This is a genomic window from Janibacter sp. GS2 (genome assembly GCF_051200835.1).
Lineage (GTDB): Bacteria > Actinomycetota > Actinomycetes > Actinomycetales > Dermatophilaceae > Janibacter.
In genome coordinates, this window is sequence record NZ_CP195161.1 from 2,144,833 (window position 1) to 2,162,616 (window position 17,784).

The window sequence follows — 17,784 nt, forward strand, 5'->3', positions numbered from 1 at the left end:
ACGTGGACATGGGTGCGAAGGCAGCCGACGAGCTGACGGTCGGGGACGAGGTCGAGGTCGAGATCGGGCCCGTCGCGCACGGGGGCCATTGCGTGGCGCGCTACGCGGGCCGCGTGCTCTTCGTGCGGCACTCCCTGCCCGGCGAGCGGGTGCGTGCCCGGATCACCGAAGGGGGGTCCGGTGACCGCTTCCTGCGGGCCGACGCCGTCGCGGTGCTCGACGCGTCGGAGCACCGTGTCCCGAGCCGCTGCCCGGCCGCCGGACCCGGTGGCTGCGGCGGCTGCGACTTCCAGCACGTGGGCACCGGTCACCAGCGCGAGCTGAAGGCGCGGGTCGTCACCGAGCAGCTGAAGCGCCTGGCCGGCATCGACCGGGAGGTGCGTGTCGAGGCGCTCGACGACGAGGACGGCCTGCGGTACCGCACCCGGGTGGAGTTCGCCGTGGACGGCGCGACGGTCGGCCTGCGACGCCACCGCAGCCACACGGTCGAGGCCGTGCCCGGGTGCCCGATCGCCGTGCCCGAGATCGACGCCGGGCTCGCCGAGGTCCGCGCCGACGTCGCCGGCGACCCCGGCGCCCTCGAGGGGATCTCGGCGATCGACGTCGTCGTGCCCACGGGGGAGGAGGACACGGTCGTCGTGGAGGTGCCCGGGGATGCGCCGACGCCGCCGATCCCCATGACCGAGGTCGTCGACGCACCGCTCGGCCGGATCCCCATGGCCGTGGACGCCCGCGGGTTCTGGCAGGTGCACCGCGACGCACCGCGCGTCTTCGTCGAGGCCGTGCTCGCCGCCGCCCGCGTGGAGCCGGGGGAGCGGGTCCTCGACCTGTACAGCGGGGTCGGCCTCTTCTCCGTCCCGCTCGCCGCTGCGGCGGGGGAGCAGGGCCAGCTCATCGCCGTCGAGTCCGACCGGCGGGCCACCGACCACCTGCGCGAGAACCTCGACGACCGCCCGTGGGCACTCGTCGTGCCGGGCCGCGTGGATGATCTCTTCGGCGTCCCCCGCAAGGGACCGAAGGGAGCGAAGGGCGGCCGGAACGGCCGCGGTCGCACCCGGGGCCGCCCGACCCGCTCCGACCTGCTCCCGCCCAGTGCGGACGTCATCGTCCTCGACCCGCCCCGCAGCGGAGCCGGGCGGGGCGTCGTGGAGGCGCTGGTCTCCCTTCGTCCCCGGCGCATGGTTTACGTCGCCTGCGACCCGGCGGCGCTCGCCCGGGACACCGCCTACCTCGCCGAGCGCGGGTACGCGTTGACCGGGCTGCGCGCCCTCGACGCCTTCCCGATGACCCACCACGTCGAGTGCATCGCGGTCTTCGAGCCCGCCCGAGGATCCGTGCCGTCGCCGTGACGTGAGGGCCCGGGTGCGGGAGAGTGGGCGCAGAGCCCGTCATCGGGGGTCCACGACCCGATGGGGCGGTTGTGATAGATTTATCTTGACGTCAAGATAACTAACCCAAGGAGTCGACTGTGGCCAGTGCGAACACCTTCAACGCCAAGGACCAGCTCACCGTCGGTGACGAGTCCTACGAGATCTACCGGATCGATGCGGTCAAGGGCTCGGAGAACCTTCCCTACTCCCTCAAGGTCCTGCTGGAGAACCAGCTGCGGACCGAGGACGGCGAGAACGTCACCGCCGATCACATCAACGCCCTCGGCTCCTGGGACAAGGACGCCCAGCCCGACACGGAGATCCAGTTCACGCCCGCCCGCGTGATCATGCAGGACTTCACCGGGGTGCCCTGCGTCGTCGACCTGGCCACGATGCGCGAGGCCGTCGCCGAGCTCGGTGGCGACCCGACCAAGATCAACCCCCTGGCCCCCGCCGAGATGGTCATCGACCACTCCGTCCAGATCGACGTCTTCGGCACCGACGACGCCTTCGAGCGCAACGTCGACTTCGAGTACCAGCGCAACAACGAGCGCTACCAGTTCCTGCGCTGGGGCCAGACGGCCTTCGACGACTTCAAGGTCGTCCCCCCGGGCACCGGCATCGTCCACCAGGTCAACATCGAGCACCTCGCCCGAGTGACGATGACCCGGGACGGTCTCGCCTACCCCGACACCTGCGTCGGCACCGACTCCCACACGACGATGGAGAACGGCCTGGGTGTCCTGGGCTGGGGCGTCGGCGGCATCGAGGCCGAGGCCGCGATGCTCGGCCAGCCCGTCTCCATGCTCATCCCGCGCGTCGTCGGCTTCAAGCTCTCGGGCGCCATCCCCGCCGGCGCCACCGCGACCGACGTCGTGCTGACGATCACCGAGATGTTGCGCAACCACGGCGTCGTCGGCAAGTTCGTCGAGTTCTACGGCGAGGGCGTCGCACAGGTGCCGCTGGCCAACCGCGCCACCATCGGCAACATGAGCCCGGAGTTCGGCTCCACCGCCGCGATGTTCCCCATCGACGACGTCACCCTCGACTACCTGCGTCTGACCGGCCGCTCGGAGCAGCAGGTCGACCTCATCGAGGCGTACGCCAAGACCCAGGGCATGTGGCTCGACCCGAGCGTCGAGCCGCGCTTCTCCGAGTTCCTCGAGCTCGACCTGTCGACGGTCGTGCCCTCCATCGCCGGCCCGAAGCGTCCCCAGGACCGCATCTCGGTCAGCGAGGCCAAGGAGCAGTTCCGCGGCGACCTGAAGAACTACATCGTCGACGGCAACGGCATCGAGAAGAGCTCGGTGGACCGCGAGCTGGGCGACACCTTCCCGGCCTCGGACGCACCCAGCCACGACGCGCTGGAGGCGTCGGAGACGGCCGGGCAGCCGAGCCACTCGGCGCCGCGCAACAACGGTGACCGGGCGTCGCAGCCGACCCCGGTCGTCATCGGCGGCACCGAGGTCGAGATCGACCACGGGCACGTCGTCATCGCCTCGATCACCAGCTGCACCAACACCTCCAACCCGTCGGTGATGATGGCGGCGGCAATGCTCGCGAAGAACGCCGTCGAGCGGGGCCTGCAGGTCAAGCCGTGGGTCAAGACGTCGATGGCCCCCGGGTCGAAGGTCGTGACCTCCTACTACGAGAAGGCCGGCATGTGGCCCTACCTCGAGAAGCTGGGCTACCACCTCGTCGGCTACGGCTGCACGACCTGCATCGGCAACTCGGGCCCGATCATCGAGGAGGTCTCCCAGGCGGTCAACGACAGCGACCTCGCGGTGACCTCGGTCCTGTCGGGCAACCGCAACTTCGAGGGGCGCATCAACCCCGACGTGAAGATGAACTACCTCGCGTCGCCGCCGCTGGTCATCGCCTACGCGCTCGCCGGGACGATGGACTTCGACTTCGAGTCCGAGCCGCTGGGCACCGACGCCGACGGCAAGGAGGTCTTCCTCAAGGACATCTGGCCGGCCCCGGCCGACGTCCAGGGCGTCATCGACGGCGCCGTCAACCAGGAGATGTTCACCGAGAAGTACGCGGACGTCTTCGCCGGTGACGAGCGCTGGACCTCGCTGGAGACGCCGGAGGGCAACACCTTCGAGTGGGCGCAGGAGTCCACCTACGTGCGCAAGCCCCCGTACTTCGACGGGATGACGATGGAGCTCGACGCCGTCGAGGACATCTCCGGCGCCCGGGTGCTCGCCCTGCTCGGCGACTCGGTCACCACCGACCACATCAGCCCGGCCGGTGCGATCAAGGCCGACAGCCCCGCCGGGGTCTACCTCGCCGAGCACGGCGTGGACCGCAAGGACTTCAACTCCTACGGCTCGCGCCGTGGCAACCACGAGGTGATGATCCGCGGCACCTTCGCGAACATCCGGCTGAAGAACCTGCTGCTCGACGGTGTCGAGGGCGGCTTCACGCGCGACTTCCTCAAGGGCGGGGAGCAGACGACGATCTTCGAGGCCTCCGAGGGCTACCTCGAGGCCGGCGTGCCGCTCGTCGTCCTCGCCGGCAAGGAGTACGGCTCCGGCTCCTCGCGTGACTGGGCGGCCAAGGGCACGCGGCTGCTCGGGGTCCGGGCCGTCATCGCGCAGTCCTACGAGCGCATCCACCGCTCCAACCTCATCGGTATGGGCGTCATCCCGCTGCAGTTCCCGGCAGGGGAGAGCGCGGAGTCGCTCGGCCTGGACGGGAGCGAGACCTTCGCCTTCTCCGGCATCGCCGCGCTCAACGATGGCCCTGCACCGGAGACGGTCGCCGTGAGCGCCACGAAGGACTCCGGCGAGACGGTGGAGTTCGACGCGGTCGTGCGCATCGACACCCCGGGTGAGGCCGCGTACTACCGCAACGGCGGCATCCTGCAGTACGTGCTCCGCTCGCTCGTGAGCTGACGACCGGCGACCACCCGAAGGGGGGGTGCCCACCGACTCGGTGGGTACCCCCCTTCGGGCTGCCACGGCCCGTGTCCCGGCCGAGGGAATGCGGCCCTTGGCCCTCGTTCCTCAGGCCTTGAGTCGGGCCGGATTCCCTCGGTCCGTGCCACCTCCGTCGTGGCGTAGACTCGAACAGGTGTTCGATCAGCCTGCAACAGGACCCCCGGTGCGGTCGGTCGCGCCGGGGTCTCCGGGGGCGCACACCGCGTCCCGGGCGAAGGGGGGTCCCCCCGGGTGGCCGGACCGGGTGCCGCCACCGGGCGTGCGGGGGTGGCAGCAGGCGGCGGTCGCCTGGCTGCTCGACCTGTGCCCGCCCGACTACCGGGGGCATGCGGTGCTGCGCCGTCACCCGGTCGCGCTCGCGTGGCTGGCCGAGCAGCACGTCGCGGCCCAGGTCGAGGCGATGCGTCAGGCCTACCGGACCGTGCGGGTCGACCTCGGGGAGGCGCTGCCTGCCGGCACCGCCGATGCCCTCCTCGTGTGCCTCGAGCACGAGGGCCTGCGGCTGCGGTCCGCCCAGCGGGGGATCACCCTGCTCCGGGAGGCGATGGACGGCGGAGTCTTCGTCGAGCGGCTGTGAGCCACACCATGCCGGGCCGTGCGGCGCAGGTCCGCAGTCACTTCCCAGCGTGGGAGACGTAGACTCGTGCGGTCCCCACACCGGAAGGAAAGCCAGCGTGGCAGTCCTCGAGACGATCACCTCTCCCACCGACCTCAAGCGGCTCCCCGTCGAGCAGCTCGAGACGCTTGCGCGGGAGATCCGGGCCTTCCTCGTCGCGGAGGTCTCACGCAGCGGGGGCCACCTCGGGCCCAACCTCGGCGTCGTCGAGCTGACGATGGCGATCCACCGGGTCTTCGACTCCCCACGCGACACGGTCGTCTTCGACACCGGGCACCAGTCCTACGTGCACAAGCTGCTCACCGGCCGTCAGGACTTCGCCGCTCTGCGCACGCGCGGTGGGCTCTCCGGTTACCCGAGCCGCGCCGAGTCCGAGCACGACGTCGTGGAGAACAGCCACGCGTCGACCTCGCTGTCCTGGGCCGAGGGCATCGCCCGCGGCTACCGACTGCGCGGCGAGGACCGGCACGCCATCGCGGTCATCGGTGACGGCGCGCTCACGGGCGGCATGGCCTGGGAGGCGCTGAACAACATCGCCGCCAACAAGGACCTCCCGCTCGTCATCGTCGTCAACGACAACGAGCGCTCCTACGCCCCGACGATCGGCGGGCTCGCCGACCATCTCGCGATGCTGCGCACCAACCGCCAGTACGAGCAGGTCCTCGACTGGGGCAAGGACAAGCTCACCAGGACCCCCGTCGTCGGGCGGGCCGCCTACCAGGCCTTCCACTCGATGAAGAAGGGCGCGAAGGACTTCTGGGCGCCGCAGGGGATGTTCGAGGACCTCGGCATCAAGTACCTCGGCCCGGTGGACGGGCACGACGAGGCGAGCGTCGAGCAGGCCCTGCGCCGGGCGCGTGCCTTCCACGGGCCGGTGCTCGTCCACGTCATCACGCAGAAGGGGCGCGGCTACGACCACGCCAGCAACGACGTCGCCGACCAGTTCCACACCGTCGGCAAGATCAACCCCGAGACCGGCCTGCCGCTGGAGATCGCCGGCCGCTCGTGGACCGACGAGTTCAGCGACGAGATGCTCGCGCTGGGCCGGGAGCGCAACGACATCGTCGCCATCACGGCCGCGATGATGATGCCGGTCGGGCTCAAGCCCTTCGCCGACGCCCACCCCGAGCGGATCATCGACGTCGGCATCGCCGAGCAGCACGCGACGACGATGGCCGCGGGCCTCGCCTTCTCCGGGATGCACCCGGTCATCGCGATCTACGCGACCTTCCTCAACCGCGCCTTCGACCAGCTCCTCATGGACTGCGCCATGCACCGGGCCGGGGTGACCTTCGTCCTCGACCGCTCCGGAGTGACCGGCCCGGACGGTGCGAGTCACCACGGCATGTGGGACATGTCCCTCGTCTCGCTCGTGCCCGGTCTGCGCCTGGCCGCGCCCCGCGACGGGCAGCAGATCCGTCGCGCGCTGCGTGAGGCGGTCGATGTCGACGACGCCCCCACCGTGATCCGCTTCCCGAAGGGCAGCGCCGCCGAGCCGCTCGAGGCGATCGCCACCCTCGAGGGGCTCGACGTCCTCGCCGGGGACCCGGTGGTCGACCCCGAGGTGCTCATCGTCTCCGTCGGCGCCATGGCGGCGACCGCGACGACCGTCGCGGAGAAGCTCGCGGCCGAGGGCCACGACGTGCTCGTCATCGACCCGCGGTGGGTGCTGCCCGTCCCGGACGGTGTCATCGAGCTGGCCCGTCGCGCCGGTCGCGTCGCGGTCATCGAGGACAACACCGTCGCGGGAGGGATCGGCGCCGAGGTGGCCCGGTCCCTGGACGAGGCCGACGTCGCCGTGCCGGTGCACCGCTTCGGTCTGCCCAAGGAGTTCATCGACCATGCCTCCCGCGGGCAGGTCCTCGAGAGCGTCGGCCTGACCCCGGACCCCATCGTCGAGCGGCTGCGCCCCCACCTCTGACGGGGAGTCCCACCCCCTTCGTCCACCCCCGGCCGCATCTGCCTAGGCAGATGTGGCCGGGGGTTCGCATTTGCCTAGGCAGATGCGAAGGGCGGGGCGAGCAGGCGGCGCAGGCGCAGGGCCAGCTGGATCTCCAGCGCACGGTCCGGGTGCTGCCAGTCATCGCCGAGGAGCGAAGCGACCCGTCCAAGGCGCTGCGCCACCGTGTTGACGTGCACATGGAGCTCCTGAGCCGCGTGCCGCGGACTCGAGCTCGCGGCGAAGTAGGCGGCCAGGGTGCCGACGAGATCGCTCCCACGCTCGTGGTCATAGGCCAGGACCGGGCCGAGCACCGCGCGGACGTAGGCCTGGACGTCCGGGTCGGCACCGACGATCAGGCCCGCGAACCCGAGCTCCGTCGCCGCGGCACCGGTGCCGGCGCGACCGAGGGCGATGAGGGCGCCGACGGTGCGCGCCGCCTCCTCGTGGGCGGTGGGCAGGCCGTCGACGTCGCCGATCGGGCCGGTACCACCCACGGTGATCGGCGGGGTGCGGGTGAGTCGCTCGGCGAGGGCGCGGGCGAGGGCATCGGGGTCGTCGCCGGGGACGAGGGCGATGATCTCGTCGTCATGGGTGCCGACGAGGGTCCCCTCGCCCAGGGTGGTGCTCACGGTGAGTGCGAGCGCCCGGTGCTGCGTCGCAGCGCCCCCACGCACGACGAGCAGGCAGATCGGCGCGCGAGGATCGAGACCGGCGTCGCGCAGGTAGCCCGTGCGGTCGTCCCGGCTCCCGCGCGCTCCGACGAGGTCGGCGACGATGCGGTTGCGTGCGGTCTGGCGGGTCTCGTCGGCCTGCCGCTCGAAGAGCAGCACGAGCGCGGTGACGACCGCTGCCCGCTCGACGGTGCGCTGGTCGGCTTCCTCGAGCGTGCCGGGCAGGCCGACGACGAGGGTGCCGAGCTGCTCGTGCGCCGCGATGACACCGATGGCGTGGACCCCGTCGTCCTCGACGAGCCGGCCGACGTCGTGGCGGGAGCGGTCGACGACCGGGTGCTGGAGCAGGTGGTCGTCCTCACCCTCCGGGGAGGGCACCGGACCGAAGGAGCCGCGGCGCCCACCCGCGTCGTCGAAGAGCACGGCCCAACCCCCGAGCAGCTCGACGAGGGCCTGCGTGACGTCGTCGACCCCACCGCCCCCGAGGACGACGTGGGCGAAACGGTCGTGCGCCGCGGCGGCCCGCTCGACGCCGACGGCTTGCTGGCGCACGGTCTGGTGGGCCGTGGACAGCGCCGAGAGCGCCGCCTGTGCATCGGCGAGGGCCCGGGTCTGCACGATGGCGACCGCGGCGAGCGCCGCGAGGTTGCCCAGCAGGGCCACCTCGGAGCGGGAGAAGGGTCGGGGGCTGCGGTTGGCGGCGAAGAGCACCCCGACGAAGTTCGACTCGACGATGAGCGGCGTGCCGCAGATGGCGACGATGCCCTCGTCGCCGACGCCGCTGTCGATCGTCGTCGTGTGGCTGAACCGCTGGTCGGTGGAGTAGTCCGCGGTCCAGTAGGGCTTGTGGCTGGACGCGACGAGGCCACCGAGGCCGACGCCCAGGGAGAGCCGCAGCGACTGGAACTCCGCGGACACGGAGCCGTCGGTGACCCGCATGAAGGTGTCGCCCGCGTCCGGGTCGTAGAGCGTGAGGTAGGCCAGGTCGGTACCGAGGAGGGTGCGCGCGCGCCGCACGATCGCGTCGAGCACGACGGCCGGGTTCTTCTCGGAGGCGAGCTCACGCGCGGTGTCCAACAATGCTGACTGGGCCGACTCCCGGCGCCGGTGCTCATCACGGGCCGACCCGACCCGCAGGACGAGGTCCTTGGCCGCGTCCGGGGCGGGCGCGGCCGCGAGCCGGGGGATCGAGGCGTCGGCGGCCAGCAGCTCGAGCAGGGAGATCACCTGATCGAGGGGGGTGTCGTCCTCGGTCGCCATGGGGTGATCCTAGGCATCGGGGTCAGTGCGCGGTCCAGCCGCAATCCACGGGAAGGGAGGAGCCGGTGATGGACGTGGCGGCGGGGGAGCAGAGGAAGAGCGCCATGGCGGCGACCTCGTCGACCTCGACGAGTCGTTTGAGTGCGACCGGGGCGAGCATGATCTCCTCGAGGACCTCCTCCTCGGAGATGCCGTGGGTGGCCGCCTGGTCGGCCAGCTGCTTCTCCACGAGCGGGGTGCGCACGTAGGCCGGGTTGAGGCAGTTGCTCGTGACGCCGTGCGCGGCGCCCTCGAGCGCCACGACCTTGCTCAGGCCCTCGAGCCCGTGCTTGGCCGAGACGTACGCGGATTTGAAGGCGCTGGCTCGCAACCCGTGGACGCTGGAGACGTTGACGATCCGGCCCCACCCCTGCTCGTACATGTGCGGCAGCACCGCGCGCACGAGCCTGAAGGGGGACTGGAGCATCAACCTCTGGATGAGGTCGAACTTCTCGACGGGGAACTCGTGCACCGGGCTGACGTGCTGGACGCCGGCATTGTTCACGAGGACATCGACGTCCGTGGGCAGGTCGGCGAGCGTGTCGAGGTCGGCGAGGTCCTTCGGGTGGGCCGTGATGTGGGCGTCGGGGAGGCCCTCGACGAGTGAGCGCAGGCCCCCTTCGTCGAGGTCCACGGCGGTGACCCGTGCGCCGGCCGCGGCGAAGGTGGCCGCGCAGGCTGCCCCGATCCCGCTCGCGGCGCCGGTGACGAGGGCGTGTCGGCCGGTGAGGTCGGGGACCAGGGTGGAGGCGGGGTTCGTCGTCATGATCAGCAAGGTACGAGGCGGTGAACGCCACGCATGTGGTTTGTCGACACGTCAATCCCGGAAGATCATGTGGCGCCGCCACTGCGCTCGTGGCAGCGCGCGGTGCAACGATCGTCACCGCACCAACGGCGTCGCGCTCCGGGCCGACGCTGTCCCCAGAACCCCTTAGGAGACACCGATGTCCATCGGACTCGTCGGCATCGTCCTGTCGCTGGGCCTGCTGATGTACCTGGCCTACCGCGGCATCAACGTGCTGATCCTCGCGCCGATCCTCGCCCTGCTGGCGACGTTCATGGCCGGCGGACCGATGCTGGCCACCTACACCCAGGTCTTCATGCCGGCCCTCGGGAAGTACGTCATCACCTACTTCCCGCTCTTCCTGCTCGGAGCGATCTTCGGCAAGGTCATGGATGTCAGCGGGGCCGCCAAGGCGATCGCGGACTTCATCGTGGACAAGATCGGTGCGCGACGCGCGATCCTCGCGATCGTCCTCAGCTGCGGGATCCTCACCTACGGCGGTGTCTCCCTCTTCGTCGTCGCCTTCGCGATCTTCCCGATCGCCGCCGCGCTCTTCAAGGAGTCCGGCATCCCCAAGCGGCTCATCCCGGCCGCCATCGCGCTCGGCTCCTTCACCTTCACCATGACCGCGCTCCCGGGCACCCCGGCGATCCAGAACGCGATCCCTGCCCCCTTCTTCGGCACCAACGCCTTCGCCGCACCCGGCCTGGGCATCATCGCGGGACTCATCATGTTCCTCGGCGGTGTCGCCTGGCTTGACCGCCGGGCGAAGACGCTCGTCGCCGCCGGGGAGACCTATGACCCGCCGGTGATGAAGGGTCGTGGTGGCTTCCTCGGGCTCGGCCGGAAGAAGGACGACGCGGCTGCGGAGGCACCGACCCGGGTCGTGGAGTCGCCGGCCGATGCGGCGCTGATGGACCGACCGAGGGTCCCGACGATCGTGGCCTTCCTGCCGATCTTCGTCGTCATCACCCTGAACTTCACCCTCGTCACCTGGATCTTCCCGGCGATGGACGTCGACTACCTCGCCCAGGACGCCTACGGCGAGGTCGGGATCGACGACGTGGCCGGGATCTGGGGGATCATCGTCGCCCTCGTCGCCTCGATCGTGCTGGCGCTGGGGATGAACTGGCGCCGGATCGAGGACGTGACCAAGACGGTCAACGAGGGCACCATGGGCTCCTTGCTGCCGATCTTCAACACCGCCTCGGAGGTGGGGTACGGCGCCGTCATCGCCTCCCTCGCGGCCTTCACGACGGTCAAGGACGCGGTCCTGAGCATCTCGGGCAACCCCCTGATCTCGCTGGCGCTGTCGGTCAACGTCCTGGCCGGCATCACCGGCTCGGCCTCCGGCGGCATGAGCATCGCCCTGGAGGCGCTGGGTGACCAGTTCAAGACGATGGCGGTCCAGCAGGGGATCGATCTGGAGCTCGTGCACCGGGTCACGACGATCGCCTCCGGCGGATTCGACGCGCTGCCGCACAACGGCGCGGTGATCACGCTGCTGGCGATCTGTGGGCTGACCCACCGCCAGTCCTACAAGGACATCGCGGTCGTCGCGATCGCCGTCCCCATGGTGGCGCTCGTCGTCGTCATCGTGCTCGGGTCGATCTTCGGCAGCTTCTGATCGACTCCTGAGGACGAAGGGAGGCCCCCACCGGTGATCCGGTGGGGGCCTCCCTTCGTCGTGGCGTGCGGTCAGCCGATGTCGCGGAAGGGCTGCACGCTCGCGCCGAGGGCGTTGAGCCGCTCGGCCAGGTCCTCGTAACCACGGTGGATGACGTAGACATTGCGCAGGTACGAGGTGCCCGGGGCGGCGAGCATCGCCAGCAGGACGACGACGCCCGGGCGCAGCGCCGGCGGGCAGGTCACCTCGTTGGCGCGCCAGCGGTTCGGGCCCTCGACGAGGACCCGGTGCGGGTCGAGGAGGGTGACCTTGCCGCCGATCTTGTTCAGCTCGGTGAGGTAGATCGCCCGGTTGTCGTAGACCCAGTCGTGGATCTGCGTGGTCCCCTCGGCGCAGGCGGCGATGAGCGCGAAGAAGGGCAGGTTGTCGATGTTCAACCCGGGGAAGGGCATCGGGTGGATCTTGTCGATCGATGCCTTGAGCGGTCCGGGGTGGGTGGTGATGTCGACGAGCCGGGTGCGGCCGTTGTGCGCCTCGTACTCCGGGGACAGCGAGTACTGCATGCCCATGCCGGCGAGGGTGGCCAGCTCGATCTCGAGGAACTCGATCGGGCAGCGCTTGATGGTGATCTCCGACTTGGTGACCACGGCGGCGGCGATGAGGCTCATGGCCTCGATCGGGTCCTCGCTGGGGGAGTACTCGACGTCGACGTCGATCTCGCTCGTGCCGGTGACGACGAGGGTCGTGGTGCCGATGCCCTCGACGCTCACGCCGAGCTTCTCGAGGAAGAAGCACAGGTCCTGGACCATGTAGTTGGGCGAGGCATTGCGGATCGTCGTCCGTCCTGGGTGCCGGGCGGCGGCCATGAGGGCGTTCTCGGTGACGGTGTCACCGCGCTCGGTGAGGATGATCGCCTTGCCGGAGTCGACCTGGCCGGTGACCGTCGCCTCGTACCAGCCCTGGGTCGCCGCGACGTCGAGACCGAAGTGGGTCAGCGAGGTCATGTGCGGCTCGACCGTGCGCGTGCCGAGGTCGCAGCCTCCGGCGTAGGGGAGGCTGAAGCTCTCGAACTCGTGGAGCAGCGGGCCGAGGAACATGATCACGGTGCGGGTGCGCCGGGCCGCCTCCTCGTCCATCGTGTCCAGGCTCAGCCGGGCCGGCGGGACGATCTCGAGGTCGGAGCTGTCCGGCAGCCAGCGGGTCTTCACACCGATGGAGTCGAGGACCTCGAGGATGCGGTTGACCTCCTCGATGCGGGCGAGGTTGCGCAGCGTCGTCGTGCCCTTGTTGAGCAGCGAGGCGCACAGCAGCGCGACGGCGGCGTTCTTGCTCGTCTTGACGTCGATGGCGCCGGAGAGGGTGCGGCCACCCTCGATCTTCAGGTGGACGGCGCCGGTGGTCGAGGTCCGCGTCAGCGCGACGAGCTCGGTGTCGAGCGCCTCGCTGATCCGGGCGAGGCTGTCCAGGGTGAGGTTCTGGCCGCCGGCCTCGATGCGGGTGACCGCGCTCTGGCTCGTCTCCAGTCGAGCGGCGAGGTCGGCCTGGGAGAGGCCCACGCGGTGGCGGGCCTCCTTGATGGTCGTGCCGATACGGGCGAGGTAGTCATCAGACATGCGGACCACGGTAACTCATATATGAGTTACCGACAGCACGCGTCGTCGTGGGCGTGTCGGTGCCGCGTCGGGGCAGGCAGCGAAGGGGGTCGGCCTCAGCCGTCGGGGTGGGCCGCGAAGGCCTCGGCGAGCATCGGCGCGACGATTTCCTGCTGCCACTGACGCACGCCGTGGCTCGCGAGGGAGGCGGCGAAGCCCTCCGGGGTGTCCTCGCTCGGTGGGGTCCACACGACGCGACGCAGCGGGTCGGGGGAGCAGACGTTCTCGACCGGGATCGTGTGCTCCTCGGCGAAGTCCGCCAGCTGGGCCCGGGTGGCGGCCAGCCGCTCGGCGGCGATCGGGTCCCGGTTGGGCCACGAGCGTTGCGGCGGGGGTCCGTCGGACTTCACCGTCGCGGCGGGCAGCTCGTCCTCGGACAGGCTCCGGGCGCGTCGCACGGCGTCGAGCCACGCACGCTGGCTGCGCTGGATGGAGCGGTGGCCCCGCGGCAGGTCGCCGGAGGCGCTCGGGTCGGCGAGGGCGATCTCGACGAGGGCGGCGTCGGGGATGACGCGGCCGGGGGCGGTGTCGCGGTCCCGGGCGATCCGGTCGCGCTCCCACCACAGCTCCCGCACGGTGGCGAGCACGCGCGGCTGACGGATCTTGTGCAGCCCGGAGGTACGGCGCCAGGGGTCCTCACGGACGGCGGGACGCCAGGTGAGCAGGGCGTTGAACTCCTGCCGGGCCCACTCGGACTTGCCCTGGATCGCGAGGTCGGCGCCCATGAGGTTGCGCACCTCGGTGAGCACCTCGACATCGAGGGCGGCATAGCGCAGCCACGGCTCCGGCAGCGGGCGGGTCGACCAGTCCACGGCGGAGTGCTCCTTCGCCAGGCTGATCCCGAGGTAGTGCTCGATCACCGCCGCCAGCCCCACGCGGGGGATGCCGAGCAGCCGGGCACCGAGCTCGGTGTCGAAGATCTGGCGCGGGGTGAGCCCCACGTCGCGCAGGCAGGCGAGGTCCTGGGTGGCGGCGTGCAGGATCCACTCGCCCGTGCCGATCGCACGGTCCAGCGGCTCGAGGTCGGGCAGGTACACCGGGTCGATGAGCCACGTGCCCGAGCCCTCGCGGCGCACCTGCACCAGGTAGGCGCTCTGCCCGTAGCGGTAGCCGGAGGCGCGCTCGGCGTCGAGCGCGACCGGACCGGACCCCTCGGCGATGGCGGCAGCGCAGTCCACGAGCTCGCTCTCGCGGGTGATGACCGCCGGAGTGCCTTCTGCGGGTTCGGTGAGGACAGGAAGAGGTGCCTGCTCGGTGGCCTCGTCCTCGCCCTTCGTCGTGTCCGAGCTCAACGACGCCGTCCCGGGAGTGCGACGACGCCCTCGGGCATGGGTGGCAGACCCCCGACGGTCCCCAGCATGTCGAGCCACGCCTCCAGGTGCGCACCGACCTCGGGGTCGGCGGGGCTCCACGACGCCCGGATCTCCATCTCGACGCTCTGCTCGCGGTCGTCGAGATCGCCGAAGGACTCCGACACGACGTGCGTCACGGTGCCGGCGAGGTTGGTCGCCACCATCCCGTGCGCCTCGAGGGCGTCGGTGAGCCAGGACCAGCCGACGGCACTGAGCATCGGGTCGCCGGCCACCTCGGGCTCGAGCTCCGCGCGGGCGAAGGTCACCACCCGCCACGCGCTGCCCCACGGCTCCGGCTCCTCCGGGTCGTGCAGGAGGACGAATCGTCCGGTGGCCAGGTCCTCGTCATCGCTGGTGTCGACGATGTCGGCCGTCATGGCGACCGAGTGGGGAGCCAGCCGGGTGGGCGCGGGAACCTCTGTCAGACGCACCTCGGGGCGCAGGCGTGCGGCGTGCACACTGCGCAGTGCGTGCGCGAAATCGGTCGACTCCGCGCCGGAGATGGGTCGGGATGCCACCCTGCGAGAGTAGATCGGAGGGGTGGGTCCGGCCGGGAGGCCACGCCGGGGGAGCCGTACGGTTGCCGACGTGACGATCGCCCTCGCCCTCGCGGCCTCCGTGACCTGGGGAGCCTCCGACTTCGTCGCCGGTCTGCTCTCCGGGCGGCTCCCGGCGCGGACCGTCGTCACCTGCTCCCAGGTCGTCTCCCTCGTCGCGATCTCCCTCGTCGTCCTCGTCGTGGGCCTGCCGCTCCCGCCGGGCCAGTGGTGGCTGTGGGGCACGGTGGGCGGCATCGCCGAGGGTGGCGGACTCCTCGCGCTCTACACGGGCCTGGCCCGCGGTCGGATGGGCATCGTCACCCCGATCGCCGGCCTCGGCGTGCTCGTCCCGGTGACGGTCGGCCTCGTCCGCGGTGACCCGGTGACCCTGCTCCTCGCCGCCGGGATCGTCCTGGCGATCATCGGCGGCGTCCTCGCCAGCGGCCCCGAGATCGGCGACGAGGACGAAGGGGGTGACCGCCGCTCGATCCTCTACGCGGTCCTCGCGGCCCTCGGCCTGGGCACGGCCATGGTCTGCGTCGACCTCGGCAGCCGCATCTCCGGCATGCACACGCTCTGGTCGATGCGGGTGGCCTCGGTCGGCGCCTTCGTCCTGATCTCCCTCGTGCTGACGTCGACCTGGCGGCTCCCGCGCCGGCTCGTCCCGGGGATCGTCCTCGTCGGCGTCGCCGACCTCGGGGCCACTGCGCTCTTCAGCCTCGCCACGACACGTGGTCACCTGAGCATCGCCGGTGTCCTCGCCTCGCTCTACCCGGTGACGACGATCCTGCTCGCCTGGCTGGTGCTCAAGGAACGGCTGCGCCCCGTCCAGGTGCTGGGGGTCCTCGCCGCACTCGCCGGCATCGCCCTCGTGGCGGCCTGACCCCCTTCGCCCGGGTGGCCGCTCCCCCCGCCGGCCGTGCGAGGATCGGGGCCGTGACCACTGCAGCATCGCCCTCCGACAGCCCACTGGTCCGCGCGGCCCGGGGAGAGTCCGTCCCGCACACCCCCGTGTGGTTCATGCGCCAGGCCGGACGGTCCCTGCCCGAGTACCGCGAGATCCGGCGCGGCACCGACATGCTCGAGGCCTGCCGGACACCCGACCTCGTCACCGAGATCACCCTGCAGCCCGTCCGGCGCCACGGCGTCGACGCAGCCGTCTTCTTCTCCGACATCGTCGTACCGCTCCAGGCGGTCGGTGTGGACATCGACATCGAGCCCGGCGTCGGGCCCGTCCTCGACGTCCCCTTCCGCTCACGTGAGGACCTCGACCGGATCCCCGAGCTCACCGCGGACATGGTCCCCGACATCGCCGAGTCGGTCCATCGGGTCGTCCTCGAGCTGGGGTCGGTCCCGCTCGTCGGCTTCGCCGGTGCTCCCTTCACCCTCGCCTCGTACCTCATCGAGGGCGGACCGAGCAAGAACCACGAGCAGACCAAGGCCCTCATGCACGGCGACCCGCAGCTGTGGAACGAGCTGTGCGCCCGGCTCTCCCAGATCTCGGCGGCCTTCCTCCAGGTCCAGGTCGAGGCCGGGGCGAGCGCGGTCCAGCTCTTCGACTCCTGGGCCGGTTTCCTCTCGCGCGCCGACTACCGCACGCACGTCCTGCCGCACAGCCGCGCGACGCTCGCCGCGCTCGCCGCCACCGGCGTCCCGCGCATCCACTTCGGGGTCGGGACGGGCGAACTGCTCACCGACATGGCCGGGGCCGGCACCGAGGTCGTCGGCGTCGACTACCGCGTCAACCTCGCCGATGCCATCGAGCGCATCGGGGGGGACCAGCCGGTCCAGGGCAACCTCGACCCGGCGCTGCTCTTCGCCCCGTGGGATGTCGTCGAGGCGCAGGTGCGGCGCATCCTCGCGGAGGGGCGCGCCGCACCCGGCCACATCTTCAACCTCGGTCACGGTGTCCTGCCGGACACCGACCCCGTGGTCCTCACCCGCGTGGTCGAGCTGGTGCACGAGGTCAGCGCGCGCTGAGTCACCCCGCGTGGGTCCGGGCGGCCCGGCGGCGCAGCCACCAGAGGGTCGGTCCGAGCACCACCACGGACGTCAGGACGAAGGGAGTGACCGCGCCGAGGGCCGTCAGCGCGAGCGTGAGGGCGCCGGTGAAGCCGCTCCAGCCCTGCTGCAGACCGGCGAGGAATCCGGTCTCGGCGCCCGTGTCGGTGTCGCCCGAGGTGTCGGCAGTTGCGAGGCGCACGGTGATCGGGGCGGTCGTCGTGCGCTTCTCGAGGGACTTCTGCTGACTGACCTTCGACTCCAGATCCGCCTCACGCGTCGCGAGCTCGTTCTCGAGGTCGACGACCTGCTCGAGGTCCTCGGCCTCGTCGATGAGTGCGCGCAGGCGCGCGATGGACTTCTTCATCGAGCTGACCCGGGCCCGGGTGTCGGTGTACTGCTGCGACAGGTCCGTGGCGTCGCTCGTGCGCTGCGTGACCGTCCCGACCCTCGAGAGCGTCGCCATCGTCGGCTCGAGGTCCGCGACGGGCACGGTGACGACGATCTCCGCCCAGGAGCCCTCGGTCGTGGACTCGTCCTCGTCGGCGACGCGCGTCTCCTCGGACGAGACGTAGCCGCCGGCACCGCTCGCGGTCGAGCGGACGGTGGCGCTCGCCTCCTCGACGTCCGCGACGGTGATCCTCAGCCCGGCGGTGCGCGCGATGTGCGTCCCTGCCGGGTCCGTGCCGGAGGTCTGCTCCGAGTCCGTGCCGGAGGCCTGCTCCGGGTCCGCGGACTCGCCCCTCTGCGCCGGTGCGTCGGAGTCGGCGCCGGTGGGTCGTGAGGAGCCGGCCCGGTCGCCGCCGGAGTCCTCCGGGGAGGTGCAGCCGGCCATGGCCAGAGCACCGAGGGCGGCGAGGACCGCGAGTCGCTGCACGGTCTGCTTCATGATGATCCCCTGACGTCGTGTGCCCGGGTCCCTCCCGGTGTCCGTCGAGTGCTTCGACGGGGTCGGCGCCCTGCTGGTTCCACCGGGTCGCGTCACG

The 17,784-nt window shown here is 71.2% G+C and carries 13 protein-coding genes; 7 read left to right on the forward strand and 6 right to left on the reverse strand.

Annotated elements, in window-relative coordinates; translation table 11 throughout:
- The first annotated feature begins 8 nt into the window (after positions 1–8).
- From ACR9E9_RS10300 to dxs, 4 genes are all read left to right on the forward strand, one after another.
- Positions 9–1,349, forward strand: coding sequence for a class I SAM-dependent RNA methyltransferase (locus ACR9E9_RS10300; RefSeq protein WP_435198397.1), 1,341 nt, complete (start codon positions 9–11; stop codon positions 1,347–1,349).
- A gap of 119 nt (positions 1,350–1,468) precedes the next feature.
- A complete protein-coding gene (locus tag ACR9E9_RS10305) occupies positions 1,469–4,270 on the forward strand; it encodes an aconitate hydratase (RefSeq protein ID WP_435198398.1) in 2,802 nt (933 codons plus the stop codon).
- Between the two features lie 178 nt (positions 4,271–4,448).
- Complete coding sequence (locus ACR9E9_RS10310; RefSeq protein ID WP_435198399.1) at positions 4,449–4,892, forward strand: hypothetical protein; 444 nt, start codon at positions 4,449–4,451, stop codon at positions 4,890–4,892.
- A gap of 97 nt (positions 4,893–4,989) precedes the next feature.
- The gene (gene dxs / locus ACR9E9_RS10315) at positions 4,990–6,852 is read left to right on the forward strand and encodes a 1-deoxy-D-xylulose-5-phosphate synthase (protein ID WP_435198400.1); all 1,863 of its coding nucleotides are present in this window, start codon (positions 4,990–4,992) and stop codon (positions 6,850–6,852) included.
- Between the two features lie 74 nt (positions 6,853–6,926).
- Here dxs and ACR9E9_RS10320 read toward each other — a convergent pair whose 3' ends face one another.
- Both ACR9E9_RS10320 and ACR9E9_RS10325 read right to left on the reverse strand, forming a co-directional pair.
- A complete protein-coding gene (locus ACR9E9_RS10320) occupies positions 6,927–8,804 on the reverse strand; it encodes a helix-turn-helix domain-containing protein (protein ID WP_435198401.1) in 1,878 nt (625 codons plus the stop codon).
- Positions 8,805–8,826: 22 nt separating this feature from the next.
- Positions 8,827–9,609, reverse strand: coding sequence for a 3-hydroxybutyrate dehydrogenase (locus ACR9E9_RS10325; RefSeq protein ID WP_435198402.1), 783 nt, complete (start codon positions 9,607–9,609; stop codon positions 8,827–8,829).
- Between the two features lie 178 nt (positions 9,610–9,787).
- Between ACR9E9_RS10325 and ACR9E9_RS10330 the strand changes: the two genes are divergently transcribed.
- A complete protein-coding gene (locus ACR9E9_RS10330; protein WP_435198403.1) occupies positions 9,788–11,254 on the forward strand; it encodes a GntP family permease in 1,467 nt (488 codons plus the stop codon).
- Between the two features lie 71 nt (positions 11,255–11,325).
- Here ACR9E9_RS10330 and ACR9E9_RS10335 read toward each other — a convergent pair whose 3' ends face one another.
- The 3 genes from ACR9E9_RS10335 to ACR9E9_RS10345 all read right to left on the reverse strand — a co-directional run bounded on the left by ACR9E9_RS10335 (position 11,326) and on the right by ACR9E9_RS10345 (position 14,776).
- Positions 11,326–12,867, reverse strand: coding sequence for a helix-turn-helix domain-containing protein (locus ACR9E9_RS10335; RefSeq protein ID WP_435198404.1), 1,542 nt, complete (start codon positions 12,865–12,867; stop codon positions 11,326–11,328).
- Positions 12,868–12,962: 95 nt separating this feature from the next.
- The gene (locus tag ACR9E9_RS10340) at positions 12,963–14,198 is read right to left on the reverse strand and encodes an HRDC domain-containing protein (RefSeq protein ID WP_435198405.1); all 1,236 of its coding nucleotides are present in this window, start codon (positions 14,196–14,198) and stop codon (positions 12,963–12,965) included.
- Positions 14,195–14,776 (reverse strand): DUF3000 domain-containing protein, encoded by a 582-nt coding sequence (locus tag ACR9E9_RS10345; protein ID WP_435198406.1) that lies wholly within the window; start codon positions 14,774–14,776, stop codon positions 14,195–14,197. Before ACR9E9_RS10345 ends, ACR9E9_RS10340 begins: the two co-directional genes overlap by 4 nt.
- 70 nt (positions 14,777–14,846) lie before the next feature.
- Between ACR9E9_RS10345 and ACR9E9_RS10350 the strand changes: the two genes are divergently transcribed.
- Positions 14,847–15,680: a DMT family transporter gene (locus tag ACR9E9_RS10350; RefSeq protein WP_435198407.1), complete on the forward strand. Its 834-nt coding sequence runs from the start codon at positions 14,847–14,849 to the stop codon at positions 15,678–15,680.
- Between the two features lie 53 nt (positions 15,681–15,733).
- Positions 15,734–16,777 carry a uroporphyrinogen decarboxylase gene (hemE, locus tag ACR9E9_RS10355; protein WP_435198408.1) on the forward strand — a complete coding sequence of 348 codons (1,044 nt, stop codon included), beginning with the start codon at positions 15,734–15,736 and terminating at the stop codon, positions 16,775–16,777.
- 1 nt (position 16,778) lies between these two features.
- Here hemE and ACR9E9_RS10360 read toward each other — a convergent pair whose 3' ends face one another.
- Positions 16,779–17,687, reverse strand: a complete 909-nt coding sequence (locus ACR9E9_RS10360; protein ID WP_435198409.1) for a DUF4349 domain-containing protein — start codon at positions 17,685–17,687, stop codon at positions 16,779–16,781.
- Positions 17,688–17,784: the final 97 nt, after the last annotated feature.

Bases quoted from the DNA above. Each gene is read 5' to 3' on its own strand.
- ACR9E9_RS10360 (WP_435198409.1), bottom strand. From the start codon at position 17,687: ATGAAGCAGACCGTGCAGCGACTCGCGGTCCTCGCCGCCCTCGGTGCT.
- ACR9E9_RS10320 (WP_435198401.1), bottom strand. From the start codon at position 8,804: ATGGCGACCGAGGACGACACCCCCCTCGATCAGGTGATCTCCCTGCTC.
- ACR9E9_RS10335 (WP_435198404.1), bottom strand. From the start codon at position 12,867: ATGTCTGATGACTACCTCGCCCGTATCGGCACGACCATCAAGGAGGCC.
- ACR9E9_RS10325 (WP_435198402.1), bottom strand. From the start codon at position 9,609: ATGACGACGAACCCCGCCTCCACCCTGGTCCCCGACCTCACCGGCCGA.
- ACR9E9_RS10300 (WP_435198397.1), top strand. From the start codon at position 9: ATGGGTGCGAAGGCAGCCGACGAGCTGACGGTCGGGGACGAGGTCGAG.
- ACR9E9_RS10330 (WP_435198403.1), top strand. From the start codon at position 9,788: ATGTCCATCGGACTCGTCGGCATCGTCCTGTCGCTGGGCCTGCTGATG.